The organism is Luteibacter sp. CQ10, from assembly GCF_040900725.1.
In the GTDB taxonomy this organism is placed as follows: domain Bacteria; phylum Pseudomonadota; class Gammaproteobacteria; order Xanthomonadales; family Rhodanobacteraceae; genus Luteibacter.
Genome location: NZ_JAEUYM010000002.1, coordinates 117,668 through 131,792, shown reverse-complemented (window position 1 = coordinate 131,792; position 14,125 = coordinate 117,668). Strand labels below are relative to the sequence as shown.

Below are 14,125 nucleotides of genomic sequence, written 5' to 3'. Positions count from 1 at the left end.
AGATATTGCGAATTTGCGCCAGGGTTAAACCGAAGGTGCGCCAGACGCGACTCACCGACGCCACATGGCATACAGGGGAGTCAGGGACATGACTTACGGTTCGGGGAAGGCTTTCCCGGCTTACGCATACAGGGGTTCACGAATGTCGTCGCAGATGAAACTGGCCGCCGTCGGGCGTGCCTGGGGGCGGCGCGTGTTCGCCGCGGCCATGCTGGCATTCGCCATGGGCAGTGCGCACGCACAGACCATGGTCACGCCCGAGGACGAGTACAAGAAACTCGTCAAGATCAACGAGGATATCCAACCCCTGGGCGATACGCCGTTCGGCGAGCAGATATCGCTGTACGACGGCAGCCTGTCGTTCGCGCAGACGGACATCACCGTACCCGGTACGGGGCCGACCATCACCATCGGTCGCGAATACACCATCCAGTCGACCAACGACATCGTCCAGCAGCAAAACCGCGCCTTCGGTGACTGGGACCTCGCCCTGCCGGAGATCGTGACCAATACGGCCAACCAGAGCAACGTCACCGGTTGGCAGGTCGCCACCGTCGCCAAGACCGATATCTGCACGGGGTTCCGGGAACCGCCCACCGTGGCCCGACCGGCGGGCGACTCGGCTCGCGTCGACTGGAACCCCGCGACGTGGTGGGACGGATATCACCTTCGCATTCCGGGCCATGGCAGCATGGATCTGCTCCATCGCTCGACGCAGAACACCGCCAGCCCCAGTTCCAGCTTCATCCAGGCGAGCTTCCCCGACTTTCCCATCGTGACGACCCAGGATTGGGCCGTCGGCTGCGTGCAGCACGCGAGCACGGATCCGTCGACGCAGGGTTTCCTCGCGATCGCTCCGGATGGCACGCGCTATTGGCTGGATCATCTGTCATACCGCTACATGCCAACGCTGCACCGGTCGCTGTTCGCCTCGAGCGGTTTTCGTGCGCTGAGCACTCGTGGCGTACTGGTGTCGAGCGACGATTTCCTGCTGCGCCGTGAAGGGCGCATGTTGGTCACGCGCGTGCAGGACCGCTTTGGCAACTGGATTTCCTACAGCTACAGCGGCGACCAGGTGACCGACATCACCGCCAGCGACGGTCGCCACGTCACCATCGCCTATCAGCCCGGTACGCCTCGCATCTCGAGTGTGAGCGTGCAAGGCAATGCGGCCGGCGTTCGTACCTGGACGTATGGCTATTCCCTCCTGAACAGTCAGTGGCAACTAACCTCGATAGGCCAACCCGACGGCTCATCGTGGTCGTTCGACCTCAGCCAGCTGAACCTCGCCAGCATCAACCTGGGGGGGAGTCCGGGTACGTGCGATCGACTGGGTAACGCGGGCACCGGCTCGTTCGTGGGGCGCATGGTTCATCCGTCGGGACTGTCCGCCAGTTTCACCGTCACGCCCGTGAGGCGAGGCCGTTCGTTCGTGCCGCAATCCTGCCTGGTCGATGGTGCGGGCAACCTCGTGCAGCCGACCGCGCCGGGCACGTATGCCACGCAGCCGAATGCGTGGTACAGCCTCGCGATCACGCAGCGACAGTTGTCGGGCACGGGGCTGGGTATCGGCGGCGCCGTCGGTACCCAGACCTGGACTTACGCCTACTCGCCGTCGAACGAGAGCTGGTCGAAGAACTGCGCCTCGGGGTGTGCGTCCACGGTGTGGACGAAGCTGGTCTATCCCGATGGCCATGCCGAACGAAGCACCTTCAGCAATCGCTTCGACTACAGCGAAAGCCTGCTCACCGGCGAAGAGATTTTCGATGCCGATGCCGACACCAGCACGTTGCGGCGGGTGACGACCTATACCTATGTCAACCCGAACCCCACGTTGGATGGCCGCGCCTCGCAATACGCGCACCCCTGGGGTTTCGCGCCGCAGCAACGCGTCAACTCAGATCGCTTGCAGGAGAAGATCCCGCTCGCGGTCAGGATGACGACCGAAGAAGGCGATACATACACTTGGGATGCCCTGGCCTACGACTCGCTGGGCAGGCCCACCGTGACCGAGCGCTTCAGCAGCGTCGGCTTCTACGTGAAGGAACGGGCGACCTTCCTCAATGACTTCCCGCACTGGGTGGTCGGCGTGCCGTCGAAGAGCGAGAACCTGTCGACCGGCGAAACGGTGAGCGAGGGTGTGTTCAGTGCCGTCGACCAGACCCTGCAATCGCGCAAGCGGTTCGGCCAGACGGTGATGAACTACACGTACGACACCCAGGGCCAGCTCGTCAGCTTCACCGATGCGAACAACCACACGACGTCGTTGCAGAACTACTATCGCGGCATTCCTCGATGGATCTTCTACCCGGACAACACCACCAAGACCCTGGCGGTGGACGACCTGGGGCAGATCACGGCGATTGCCAACCAGAAGGGCGCCGTCACTAACTACGGATACGATGCGATCGGTCGCCTGTCGTCCGTGGTGTATCCCACCGGCGACTCCACGGCCTGGAATACCAAGACCATCGTTTACGAGTTCATGCCCGCACCGGACCGTAACATCGGCGGCGTGCATTGGCGTCGCACGTTGACGCAGGGCCAGGACGTCGAGCAGACCTATTACGACGCGATGCTGCGACCGATCATCCAGGATTCGCATTCGCCTACGAACAATCCCTATTGGAGCAACCGCACCGATTACGACTGGAAGGGCCGCAAGACGTTTCAGTCCTACTGGAATGATGGCGCGCCGTTTCCCTCGACGATGGACAAAGGCGTCGCCACGGCCTACGACGTGCTCGATCGACCGGTATTGACGCGCCAGGCTTCGGAGATCGGCGATCTTCCGACCAGTACTTCGTACTTGTCCGGCACGCGCAGGCAGGTGACGGACGCCAAGGGCCATGTGACCACGACCAGTTACCAGGCTTTCGATATGCCGGCATGGGACGCCGCCGTGCGTATCGATGCACCGGAGAGCGTGGTACAGACCATCGATCGCGATACCTACGGCAACCCGCTTTCCGTCACCCAGGGCGGGGCGGGCCAATCGGCCACTCGCAGCTTCGCCTACGACGGCCTGCACCGACTCTGCCGCACGACCGAGCCGGAGTCCGGCACCACGATCATGGCCTACGACGGCGCCGATAACGTGGCCTGGAGCGTATCCGGGGCCTCGTTCAACGGCGTGGGTTGCGGCCAGGATCAGGTGGCCGACAGCCTGAAGACGGTCAACGGTTACGACGCGATGAACCGCTTGACCTCAGTGGTATATCCGCTGGGTACCGCGCCCAGCACTTTCACCTATGACGTATTGGGCAACCAGGCTACCGCCACCTCCGGCATGGTGAGCTGGACGTTCGGCCACAACGCGCGCGGTCTGCTCACGTCGGAGACCCTTTCCGTCGACGGTCACAACTGGACACTCAACTACGCCTACGACGGCAACGCCGCCGTCAGTGCGGTGGGTTATCCGGACGGAGAGGTGGTGCCATACAACCCGAACGTCGTCGGCATGCCGACGACGGTGGGTCCGTATGTCACGGCCATTTCGCAGTTCAAGAACGGTCAGCTGCAGTTCTACCAGATGGGCAGTGGCGCGACCTACGTCGGCACCAAGAACGCACGCGACACCATCGGAAAGTTCACCTACAGCACCAGCGGAGTGACCCCGGTCATATCGGAGGTGTTGAGCTTCGACGCGGTGGGAAACATCACTCAGTTCAACGACGTCGCCACCAACAACGTCCGCACCAAGTCGATGAGCTACGACGGCCTGGATCGGCTATCCGCGGCGAGTGCCGGCAATCTCTGGGGAAGCGAGTCGTATACCTACGACACGTTGAACAACCTGCGCAGCGTCTCGAATTCGAGCGGTACCAACATCTACAACTACGACGCGTCCAATCGCCTGGCGTCGATCACCAACGGCGCGGCGACGGTGCACTCGCTCCGATACGACGGGCAGGGCAATGTGGCCGGGCGCGACGCGTCGAACTTCAGCTTCGACCTGGCCAACCGCCTGCTTTCCATCGACGGCAAAGGTACGTACACCTACGACGCCGCCGGCCAGCGCGTGAAGAAGGTGACCTCGGCGGGCACGACGTACTACGCGTACAGCAACTCCGGGCAGTTGATGTGGAAGTTCGCTGAGGCGACCGGTATCGGCACGAACTACATCTACCTCAGTGGAAAGCTCGTCGCCACCAGCGAAGCGGTTCCCGGCACGCCCAAGCTCGTTACCTATTACTACACCGACCTGCAAGGTACGCCGCTTGGCACGACGAACACGGCCGGTCAGTTCATCAATACGACCGATCACAAGCCTTACGGTGGCTACTTCATCGGTAACGGCGTAGGTGACCGCGGTTACATCGGCAACATCCAGGACGACGAAAGCGGACTGGATTACTTCCGTGCCCGCTACTACGACGCGAATATCGGGCGCTTCACCTCCGTCGATCCGGTGTCGGTAAAGATGGCCGACCTGGCGGGATTCAATCGCTACGCCTACGGTAACGACAATCCATACCGATTCAGCGATCCCGATGGACGCCAGAGCGTCGGCGAACTGATTGACGGCGCGCGCGACGACGCGTATTCCCACGGTAACAGCGTGGGTGCCTTCGGCTGGACGTTCGCGGGTACGGCATGGCATTACCTGGGCGCGGAAAGCGTCAGCCAGATCGCGGACAAGGGCTGGGACAATGTAAGTGGAGCGGACAAGCAGGGCGCTGCTCTGGAGCTGGCCGCTGCCTTCCCTGCAGTCAAACTGGTTCGAGCCGCGGAGCCGGCCTTACGCGGAGGGGCTGAAGCGGTTCGCGTGGGACAGGCGGGCGAGGAAGCCGTCCGGGCGGCCGTCGATATTGGGCCAAAGGAAGGGATTGTCGTCAACGGGGTCAATCGAATTCCGGACGGCTTGACCACCTACGTTCTTTCCGAGGTCAAGAACGTCGCATCTCTCAGTTATACTGCGCAACTACGCGATTTTGCGCAGTTTGCCAAGAGCACGGGTCGTGGATTTCATCTGTATGTCAGGCCAGGAACAAAGCTGAGTGGCCCTCTTCTCAAGGCCAGGGATGCGGGTGACATCGTCATCAAAGAGATTCCATTCAAATGAGCGACAAGAAAAAATCGGGGTACATGACGCTTGCCGAGCATGATGCTCAGCTGAAGGCTGAGGGCAAGTGGGACGAGTATCAGGCCATGAGGGCCCGGCGAGAGGAGGAGATGAAGCAGAAGCAAGCGGCTTTCGCGTTGGCCGAAGCTCCTCTGGTCCAGGCCCTTCGCGATGCAGGCGTCGAAGTCGACTCGGCGTGGGATCTCGTCAAGACAAGAGATCCCTATCCGAAGGCGATTCCCGTGTTGCTTGAGCATCTGGGCAAGCCGTATCCCGAAAGGGTCATCGAAGGCATCTTGCGTTCGCTCGCCGTGCCGGAAGCGCGGCATGCCTGGCAACAACTGCGCGATTTCTTCGAGGCCGCCCCCTCTCAGATGACAGGCGGCCTCCGCTGGGCCGCCGGCATCGCGTTGAATGGTGCGTCGGACGACAGCCTGCTCGACGACATGGCGGATATCCTCCGTGACCCACGCTTCGGACACGAACGTCAGGCTCTACTTTCCGCGCTGGCGCGTTCAGGGCATGCGAAGGCAAAGATGCTGCTCCATGAATTACGCGACGATCCGGTGTTGGGTAAAGAGATCAAGAAGATGAGGCGCATGGCGCGGAAGGTCAGCCAGGCGAGGCGGCCATGAGTCGGAGGTAGGGTTTGTCCTGACTCGTTTAATTTCAGAGAGGCGGATGAGGGGTCCGGCTCATCCTGCAAGGCAATGCTCCTGCGTGCGATAGCTAACCTGACGCTCGACAAATGATCTTCCGCTTCCATGTCGGGATGGGAAAATGATAGCTATTGAATTCCTGAAGGACCGTTTGGGTTTCAGTGGAAAGCTCATCTACCGTTCCGACGAGTTTTCCCTGGACACATTGGATAAGCCCGCGGGCGGCACGAGCTCCCTGCTCGTAAACGACATTCAGATCGAATGTTCAGAAGAAGGGGAAATGATGTTCGTTTGGGGACTTTGTCCGCATTCGTCATGGCGTGAAGGGACGGTGCACGTGCCGGATCGCGAGCTCGGCGTGCTGCGCCTGACGGAACAGTTGCTTCCAGGTACCTCCAAAAGGATCACTGCATCGACCGAGCGCTGGCCCGTTGTGTTCGATCCTTCAAATGGCTGGTTGCGTATCGGATTGGATGACGATCCTGATCAGTTTGTGGTGGAGTTTGCAGACGGGTGCGTCGCTGCCTTGGATGGTAGAGGGCTCACACGGCTGTGGTTGCGGCCGGAGATATTGCCTTAAAGTGAGCTACACGCATGAGTCGTCAAGGACATCCGGCGTGCAGGTGACAGAGGCGTCGGGATGTCCTGCCCTTACCCCCGACGACTTTCTGGCGTCATGTACGCTTCTTCTCTTCGTACTGGTGATCGTCGCACGACTCCTGTCGTTAGGGTTTCGATACATCCTGGAACGGCATATCGATTTAGGGCCGCCTGGGCGCTTGAACGTCGCGCATCTGCGCTACGAAGAAAGCGCGATGGTGGGAAAGGCATACATTCCGGCAGGTATGGCGACTGCCACCGCTTGGGTCATGCGTGCTGTCATGTTTGTGGTTTCGGTGGCCGCATGCGCGTGGTGGTACGTCTCGCTCTCGATACATCGAGCGGCCCAGGGCGACGACTTGGCCGTCGCCCTTAACCCTTCGACGAAGTCGCCGTCGTTCTGGGCAGGCTACGTGATCTTCATGCTTTGGATGGCCGTCACGTCATTGGCCCGTATCATGGTGCTTCGCCATGATCCCAGGCGGTCGGAAGCGACCGGGCGCTTCGATGGCCGTCGCTTCCGCATGGGGCTGCGTATGATCTTTACCGATCACCCGTTACCGAAGGATCCTGTAGCCCTGTGTCTACGGACGATTTGCCGCTGGCTTATCCTGGGCGCGATTCTGGACGTGCTGTTGATCATCGCGCTATGAAGTGCGAGTTCTTGGAGGTGCAAACCCGGCAATGGCTAATCGACCAGGCCCGCAACGATGAGTGAGCGGAGGTCGTAACCCATGTCGACGGCCTGTTTTTCCAAAGCAGCGAACGTCGTGCTGTCCATCGAAGGAGTGCGCGAGAGTATCCACAGGTACTTCCGCCTCGGCTCGCCCACCATCGCCCAACGGTAATCCTCGTCGAGCGCGAGCACCCAATAGTCGGCCCATACCACCGGGAGCCAGCGCAACCAGCGGGGCGCGAAGGTGACCTGGAGCTTGCCCCTCGCATATGGCTCCGGCCGCCGGGCGACACCGAGGGCGGATAGCTCCTTGCCCTCGGGCCCCGGGCAACGGTTGTGCACGGTCACCGTCTCGTCAGGGTTGGGGGTGTATTCGGCGATGGCCTGGCCCGTGCACTTGCGCTGGAAGTACATCGGCAGCCGGGCGATCTCGTACCAGGTACCGGCGTAGCGGGCCAGGTCGAGGTCCGCGACGGCCGTGACGGCCTGGCTGGATGGCATAGGGGGCATGGCTGGATTCCGTCGGAACGACCTTCTACGATGCCGGCCAGGGGTGAACCCCGATTGAACCGTGTTGGGGGACGGGCGCATGGGGAACAACGAGCCACCGGGCTTGCTGGGGCGGTTGCGCGAGCGGCTGACGACGCGCCCCTGCGTGCGTTTCGATCCCGTGGAAGGGACGATCGTTCACGTATCCGGGCCGCTGAGCGTGCGCGAACTGCCCGTGGCGTCCGTGCGTCGGGTGGAGGCGGGGAATCGGGACGATGCGTCCTACGACACCGTGTTCCTGTTCTTCCACGCCGATGACGACCTGCTGGCCGTGTCGGAGCATGACAAGGGGTTTGATGCCTTGGTCGACGCGCTCGGGTCGGTGTTTCCCGGTATCGACGGCTGGCAGGCGGCGGTTCCGCCGGTGAAGTACCAGTTGACCTCGGTCGACCTTTGGGTGAGGGGATAGGCAAGGCGGTCGCGGCGGGTTTCGCCGATACGATCGGCTCCCACCCTTCGGTAGCAAGATCGCGTCAAGCTGGCTACCGAAGGGTGGGAGCCGACCGTGTCGGCGATCAACGGAGCCGAATCGCCAGGGCTATCGCGCCGGGCATGAGTTCGACCTCGGTTGCCGCGAAGATGGTATCGCCAGACTGAACGTGCAGGTCGCCCGCGCGGAGCTCGCCACGGGCGACATGGACAAACGCAACGCATGCGTCGAGATCAGTGGTGCAAGGCCCGCGCATGGTATCGATGCTGCCATGCATCTCCCCGCGCCTCACCATCAGGTTGAAATCCCGCGTCGCCCCACCCGCCAGGCGGACGGTCACCCGCGCTTCGCCCGCGAATGAGAACGGCACGCACGGCTCGGTCAGCGCGTGTTCGCGCTCGCCTTCGAGCGTCATCGTGAAGCCGTCGCCCTCCAGCAGCACGATGGTGCGATCGATGCCCGGAAACACGGAAAACGGCGACGCCGTGTCGACATCGGCGATGCTTGCGCGCCAGAGGAAATCGTCCATGCCCGCACCGGTGGGAAACACCGCGATCTCACGCGTGATGCCCAGGCCGTTTTTCCACGGCACGGCCTGGAGTTCATCGAAGCGCAAGATCTTCATGCGACACGCTCGATCTCGCGGGCGAACGGCGGCAGCGCGCGTAACATGCCGGTGCCGTAACGCTTGGTGATCACGCGACGGTCGAGCAGCACGATGCGCCCCGTGTCGGTTTCTGTACGGATGAGGCGGCCGCAGTACTGCGTGAGGATGCGCGTGGCATCGGGCACGCTCACTTCGATGAAGGGGTTGCGGCCGCGCGATTCGAGCCACTCCGCGTAGGTGGCGCCGACCGGGTCGGTGGGCACCGCGAACGGAAGCTGCGTCACCACCACGGTCTCGCAGAGCTTGCCGGGGAGGTCGAGACCTTCGCCGAACGAGGCCAGGCCGAACAGCGTGCTGCCCTTGCCGGCTTCGATGTCGGCGCAGTGTTCGGCGATGAGCTGCGCTTTCGACAACGAACCCTGCGCGCGCACCTTGCGCACGTGTTCGATGGGCAGGATCTGTAACACGCGGTCGAGCTTGGCCCGCGAGGTGAACAGCACGAGGTTGCCCGCGTCCCAGTCCAGGTGCTTCGCCAGCCATTCGGATACTTCGCGCGCATGACCCTCGCGATCGTCTGGCAGCGTGCGCAGCGCTGGCACGGCGAGCGTGGCCTGCTTCTCGAGGTCGAACGGCGAGGGCAGGCTGAGCGTGACCGATTCGTCGGGCAGACCCACCGAATCGGCGAAGCCGCGGAAGTTGCCGCCCGCGCTCAGCGTGGCGGAGGTCATCACCACCGCCGAGGCGTTGTCCCACAGCACGCTGCGTAGCAGGCCGCCGGCCGACACGGCGGAGGCGTGGCAGATGAGCTGCTGGTCGGCCGTCATGCTGACCCAGCGCGCGAGCGGCGGGCCGTTCTCGCGATCGTCGGTGGACCACGCGTACCAGGTGCGCACCTGGCGATCGAGGCGTTCGAGTGCCACGCCCAGCTCGCGGGACAGCGCTTCCTGCGTGGGGCCGCCGGCTTCCATTTCCACCACGGTGCGGCGCACGGTGCGCAGCCAGCGCTGGATGTCCTTGGTGAGCAGGTGGAGGTATTCGGCGTGGCGTTTCCAGTTGTCCGGCAGTTGGCCCAGCGAGGCGCGGAACACGGGGTCGGTTTCGCTCGACGATGGCGTCCAGCCGAGCCGGATCTCGCGTTCCATCTCTTCCAGCGCGTTGGACAGCTCCACCATCTTCTCGTCGCCCATCTCGAGCGAGAGATTGCCGATGGTTTCCTTGTCGGTGAGCGAATAGGCGCCGTGGATCTGGTTCTGCAGGCGGCCGATGCGGCGCACGGTGGAGGCCAGGTGCACGTCGGCGGCGCCGCGGTCGATGGCCTTGCCCGGCACGTGGTGCGCCTCGTCGAAGATGTAGAGCGTGTCTTCGGGCTTGGGCAGGATCACGCCGCCGAAAGTGTCCTCATCGCGCGGCATGGTGAGATCGGCCAGTACCAGGTCCTGGTTGGCCACCACGATGTCGGCCTCGCCGATGGCACGCCGGGCGACGAAGAACGGGCAGACCGCGAAGGCGCCGCACTTGCGACCGGTGCAGCCGCCCGCGCTGGTCGTGATCATGCCGCGTACGAGGTCGGAGAGAGGCTCGGGGCTGCTGTCGATGTCGCCGTTCCACTCGCGCGCTTCGAACGCCTTGCCGAGCTTTTCGATGGCCTTGGTATCGCGTTCGGCCGGTGGCCGCGACCATAGCGCCAGCTCCGCGTCGAAATCGAAACCGGCCTGCGCGGTGGGCTCCGCACCCGCCATGCGCAGGTTGCGCGGGCACAGGTAGCGTGCACGGCCCTTGGCCAGCGCCACCTTGGCCTCCACGCCGCACAGGCTGAGGTATTGCGGGATGTCGCGCTGGACGAGCTGCTCCTGCAAGGCCACGGTGGCCGTGGCGATCACCAGCTTCTTCTTCTGCGCGCGGGCCACTTCCAGCCCGGCGATGAGGTAGGCCATCGACTTGCCGGTACCCGTCGGCGCCTCGATCACCGCCGCGCCGGCGGGTTCGGCCAGCGCCTTGGCCACCTCGGCGATCATCTTCAACTGCGACGCACGGCCGCGAAAGCCCGCGAGGCCATCCTTCAGCCGCGCGTAGGCGGCACGGATCGCGGCTTTGGTGTCTTCGGTGAGCATCGAGGGGGCAACAGGCAGGCAAGGCAACCTTGCAAGGTTACCTTATCGCCGTCTCACCTCGCGGCCTTCACGCGTGTCGGTGGTTCACTCCGGCGGGCGGCGCGCCCGCGACGAGGCCCGCCACGACGAAGGTGTGTTCTTCCCAGGTGCCGTCGGCATGCTGCACGTGGATTTCCACGGGGCGGCCGAGGTGGTCGGACAGGCCGGGCGCCATCTGCTCGGCGGCGGCGATGGCTTCCGCCTGCGATGCGTAGCGGCCGAGGGGCAGCGAAGCGCGGCGTACGATCCACGGTCCCTGTGTCGATTCGCTGTAAGGAATGAACAGTTGGGCGGAACTCGAAGCCATGGGACCCTCACTGGACGGTTGGGTGCGCTGACGAAACGGGGCCGCTGTGCGGCCCCTGGATCCGAACCTACGCCTTATCGGCTAAAAAACCCGTTAACCCTTGTCTCACAAGGATTTGCGACCAGACTGTGGCGGCGGTTCAGCCGTTGAAGCCGAGGTAATCGAGCTTGCCCACGCCCACGCCGTTGTGGCGGAGGATGTCGTAGGCGGTGGTCACGTGGAAGTAGAAATTGGGCAGGGCGAAGGCCAGCACGTACTCCTTCGCGGTGAACGTGCGCGGGGTGCCGCGGAAGTCGCGGGTGATGCTGCGCGTGGCGCCGTCGTTCACCGCCTCGACGGGGACCGACTCGATCCACTTCACGGTGGCGTCGATGCGGGCCAGCAGATGGTCGATGGTGGTTTCGTTGTCGTCGAACGACGGCGGGGTGACGTCGGCGACGCGCGCCACGGCGAACTTGGCCGTGTCGCTGGCCCGCTGCACCTGGCCGGCGAGGTTCAGCATGTCCGGGGCCAGGCGCTGGTCGACCAGGGCGTCGCCGCCGTGGGCCTTGCCCTTGGCGAGGAGGTCGGCGAGGACGCGGAATCCGCGGAGGTAGGCGGCGACGGTGACGTCGTGGAGGGTGATGGTCATGTTGGTTCCCTTGGGTATTGCGCTGATGGTGGGGCGTTGAAGCGAGGCGTTCAAGCACGGTTTTCGCCTTGAAGCTGCACCAACGGCCCCAACCCACTACCATCACCCGCCATCCCCGCCACCGAACGGACCCCCCATGTCCCCCATCGATCCGGCTCCGGACGCCATCGTCGCCGTGCGAGGCCTGTCCAAGACGTACAAGAGCGGTTTCCAGGCGTTGAAACGCGTCGACCTGGAGATCCGCCGTGGCGAGATCTTCGCCCTGCTCGGCCCCAACGGCGCGGGCAAGACCACGCTGATCAGCATCGTCTGCGGCATCGTCAACGGCAGCGAGGGCTCCGTCATCGTCGACGGCCACGACATCCGGCGCGACTTCCGGGCGTCGCGCGCGCTCATCGGGCTCGTGCCGCAGGAGTTGTCCACCGACGCCTTCGAAACCGTGTGGGCGACGGTGCGCTTCAGTCGCGGCCTCTTCGGCAAGGCGCCCAATCCGGTCTACCTGGAGCGCATCCTCCGCGAGCTGTCGCTGTGGGAAAAGCGCGACGCGAAGATCATGACCCTCTCCGGCGGCATGAAGCGCCGCGTGCTCATCGCCAAGGCGCTGGCGCACGAACCGCGCGTGCTGTTCCTCGACGAGCCCACCGCGGGCGTCGACGTGGAGCTGCGCCACGACATGTGGCAGATGGTGCGTCGCCTGCGCGAGTCGGGCGTGACCATCATCCTCACCACGCATTACATCGAAGAGGCCGAGGAAATGGCCGACCGCATCGGCGTCATCAACCACGGCGAACTGGTGATCGTGGAAGACAAGCACACGCTGATGCGCAAGCTGGGCAAGAAGCAGCTGTCGTTGCAGCTGCAGTCGCCGCTTCCCGCCGTGCCGGCCGAACTGTCGCACTGGCCGCTGGAACTTTCCGCCGACGGCCAGACGCTCACCTACACCTTCGACACGCAGGGCGACGACACCGGCATCGCCGAGCTGCTGCGCACGCTTGGCGGCATGGGCATCGACTTCAAGGACCTGCACTCGAGCGAGAGTTCGCTCGAGGAGATTTTCGTCGGCTTGCTGAGGAACGGGGCATGAACCTCCACGCGATTCGCGCCATCTACCGTTTCGAGATGGCCCGCACGGGCCGCACGCTGATGCAGAGCATCGCCTCGCCCGTGCTCTCCACCTCCCTGTACTTCGTGGTGTTCGGTGCCGCCATCGGCTCGCGCATGGGCGACGTGGGTGGCGTGACCTACGGCGCCTTCATCATCCCCGGCCTGATCATGCTGTCGCTGCTCAACGAGAGCGTGTCCAACGCCTCGTTCGGCATCTACATGCCCAAGTGGGCCGGTACCATCTACGAGCTGCTGTCGGCGCCCGTGTCCTACGTGGAAGTGGTGCTCGGCTACGTCGGTGCCGCCGCCACCAAGTCGGTGATCCTGGGCCTGTTGATCCTCGTCACCGCGCGATTGTTCGTGCCTTACGACATCCAGCATCCGTTCTGGATGGTGGGCTTCCTGGTGCTCACGGCGGTCACCTTCAGCCTGTTCGGTTTCATCATCGGCCTGTGGGCCGACGACTTCCAGAAGCTGCAGGTCGTGCCGCTGATGGTGATCACGCCGCTCACCTTCCTCGGCGGCAGCTTCTATTCCATCTCGATGCTGCCGCCGGTGTGGCAGAAGATCACGTTGTTCAACCCGGTGGTGTACCTGGTGAACGGCTTCCGCTGGAGCTTCTACGGACAGGCCGACGTGAACGTGATCGTGAGCGCCGCGGCCACGGTGGGTTTCCTGCTGGTGTGCCTGGCCGCGGTGTGGTGGATCTTCCGCACGGGATGGAAGCTCAAGGCCTGACCGGCGATAGGATGGACGCATGAGCGAACGTCCCGTTCCGCCGAACGATCCGGCCGTGCGTCGCCTGCGTCGAGCGCAGGCGGCTCTGGATCGCATGCTCCGCGCGCTGCCCGCGGGCAAGCGTGCGCGGGTCGGTGCCTTCATGGCGGCGAAGACGATGGTCTCGGCCTGCGTCGCCTATGGCCTGGGCCAGTTCGTGCATCCGCATGAGGCGTTCTGGGCCGCGATCAGCGCGATCGCCGTGACCCAACCGCATTTCGGCGACACGCGCGGCGCGGGGCGCGACCGGGTGCTGGGCACCGCCTTCGGCGCCGTGGCCGGGCTGCTGGGGCTGTGGGTTGGCGGCAGCGGCGAGTTCGTCGCTTTCGCGGTGGCGCTGTTCGGGGTGACCGTGGCGTCCTGGACGGTCAGCGACGGCGCTGCCGCGCGCGTCGGCGGCATCACCACCGCCATCGTGATGCTCGTGCCCGCCGCCGGGCCGCGGTGGGAGGTGGCGGCCTATCGCCTGGGTGAAGTGGTGCTGGGCACGCTCTGCGCCCTCGTCGTCGGCTGGCTGGTGGCGCGGCTGGAAGATCGCGTGGAGCGTGACGCGGGCCCATGACGGGTGTT

General features: G+C 64.1%; 13 protein-coding genes. 8 read left to right on the top strand and 5 right to left on the bottom strand.

Going from position 1 to position 14,125, the window contains the following annotated elements:
- Positions 1 to 142 precede the first annotated feature (142 nt).
- From JNG39_RS09470 to JNG39_RS09455, 4 genes are all read left to right on the top strand, one after another.
- Positions 143 to 5,065: a putative toxin gene (locus JNG39_RS09470; protein WP_368311002.1), complete on the top strand. Its 4,923-nt coding sequence runs from the start codon at positions 143 to 145 to the stop codon at positions 5,063 to 5,065.
- A complete protein-coding gene (locus JNG39_RS09465; protein WP_368311001.1) occupies positions 5,062 to 5,700 on the top strand; it encodes a hypothetical protein in 639 nt (212 codons plus the stop codon). Before JNG39_RS09470 ends, JNG39_RS09465 begins: the two co-directional genes overlap by 4 nt.
- 145 nt (positions 5,701 to 5,845) lie before the next feature.
- Positions 5,846 to 6,304 (top strand): hypothetical protein, encoded by a 459-nt coding sequence (locus tag JNG39_RS09460; RefSeq protein ID WP_368311000.1) that lies wholly within the window; start codon positions 5,846 to 5,848, stop codon positions 6,302 to 6,304.
- Between the two features lie 37 nt (positions 6,305 to 6,341).
- Positions 6,342 to 6,977, top strand: coding sequence for a hypothetical protein (locus JNG39_RS09455; RefSeq protein WP_368310999.1), 636 nt, complete (start codon positions 6,342 to 6,344; stop codon positions 6,975 to 6,977).
- Between the two features lie 35 nt (positions 6,978 to 7,012).
- On the opposite strand, the gene JNG39_RS09450 is transcribed toward JNG39_RS09455, so the two are convergent.
- The gene (locus tag JNG39_RS09450) at positions 7,013 to 7,510 is read right to left on the bottom strand and encodes a lipocalin family protein (RefSeq protein ID WP_368310997.1); all 498 of its coding nucleotides are present in this window, start codon (positions 7,508 to 7,510) and stop codon (positions 7,013 to 7,015) included.
- Positions 7,511 to 7,589: 79 nt separating this feature from the next.
- Between JNG39_RS09450 and JNG39_RS09445 the strand changes: the two genes are divergently transcribed.
- A complete protein-coding gene (locus tag JNG39_RS09445; protein ID WP_368310995.1) occupies positions 7,590 to 7,958 on the top strand; it encodes a hypothetical protein in 369 nt (122 codons plus the stop codon).
- Between the two features lie 106 nt (positions 7,959 to 8,064).
- On the opposite strand, the gene JNG39_RS09440 is transcribed toward JNG39_RS09445, so the two are convergent.
- From JNG39_RS09440 to JNG39_RS09425, 4 genes are all read right to left on the bottom strand, one after another.
- Positions 8,065 to 8,604, bottom strand: a complete 540-nt coding sequence (locus tag JNG39_RS09440; protein ID WP_368310994.1) for a HutD family protein — start codon at positions 8,602 to 8,604, stop codon at positions 8,065 to 8,067.
- Complete coding sequence (gene dinG / locus JNG39_RS09435; RefSeq protein WP_368310992.1) at positions 8,601 to 10,697, bottom strand: ATP-dependent DNA helicase DinG; 2,097 nt, start codon at positions 10,695 to 10,697, stop codon at positions 8,601 to 8,603. Before dinG ends, JNG39_RS09440 begins: the two co-directional genes overlap by 4 nt.
- Positions 10,698 to 10,764: 67 nt before the next feature.
- Entirely contained in the window at positions 10,765 to 11,043 is a 279-nt protein-coding gene (locus JNG39_RS09430; protein WP_368310990.1) for a DUF2188 domain-containing protein, read from the bottom strand.
- Between the two features lie 139 nt (positions 11,044 to 11,182).
- Positions 11,183 to 11,674, bottom strand: coding sequence for a DUF1993 family protein (locus JNG39_RS09425; RefSeq protein ID WP_368310988.1), 492 nt, complete (start codon positions 11,672 to 11,674; stop codon positions 11,183 to 11,185).
- A gap of 136 nt (positions 11,675 to 11,810) precedes the next feature.
- Here JNG39_RS09425 and JNG39_RS09420 point away from each other — a divergent pair, with 136 nt between their 5' ends.
- From JNG39_RS09420 to JNG39_RS09410, 3 genes are read left to right on the top strand one after another with little or no spacing between them, the layout of a single operon-like run.
- On the top strand, positions 11,811 to 12,758 hold the full coding sequence (locus tag JNG39_RS09420) for an ABC transporter ATP-binding protein (RefSeq protein WP_368310987.1): 948 nt from the start codon (positions 11,811 to 11,813) through the stop codon (positions 12,756 to 12,758).
- Complete coding sequence (locus JNG39_RS09415; RefSeq protein WP_368310985.1) at positions 12,755 to 13,516, top strand: ABC transporter permease; 762 nt, start codon at positions 12,755 to 12,757, stop codon at positions 13,514 to 13,516. The genes JNG39_RS09420 and JNG39_RS09415 overlap by 4 nt, the downstream gene beginning before the upstream one ends.
- Positions 13,517 to 13,535: 19 nt before the next feature.
- Complete coding sequence (locus tag JNG39_RS09410; protein ID WP_368310983.1) at positions 13,536 to 14,117, top strand: FUSC family protein; 582 nt, start codon at positions 13,536 to 13,538, stop codon at positions 14,115 to 14,117.
- The last annotated feature ends 8 nt before the right edge of the window (positions 14,118 to 14,125 follow it).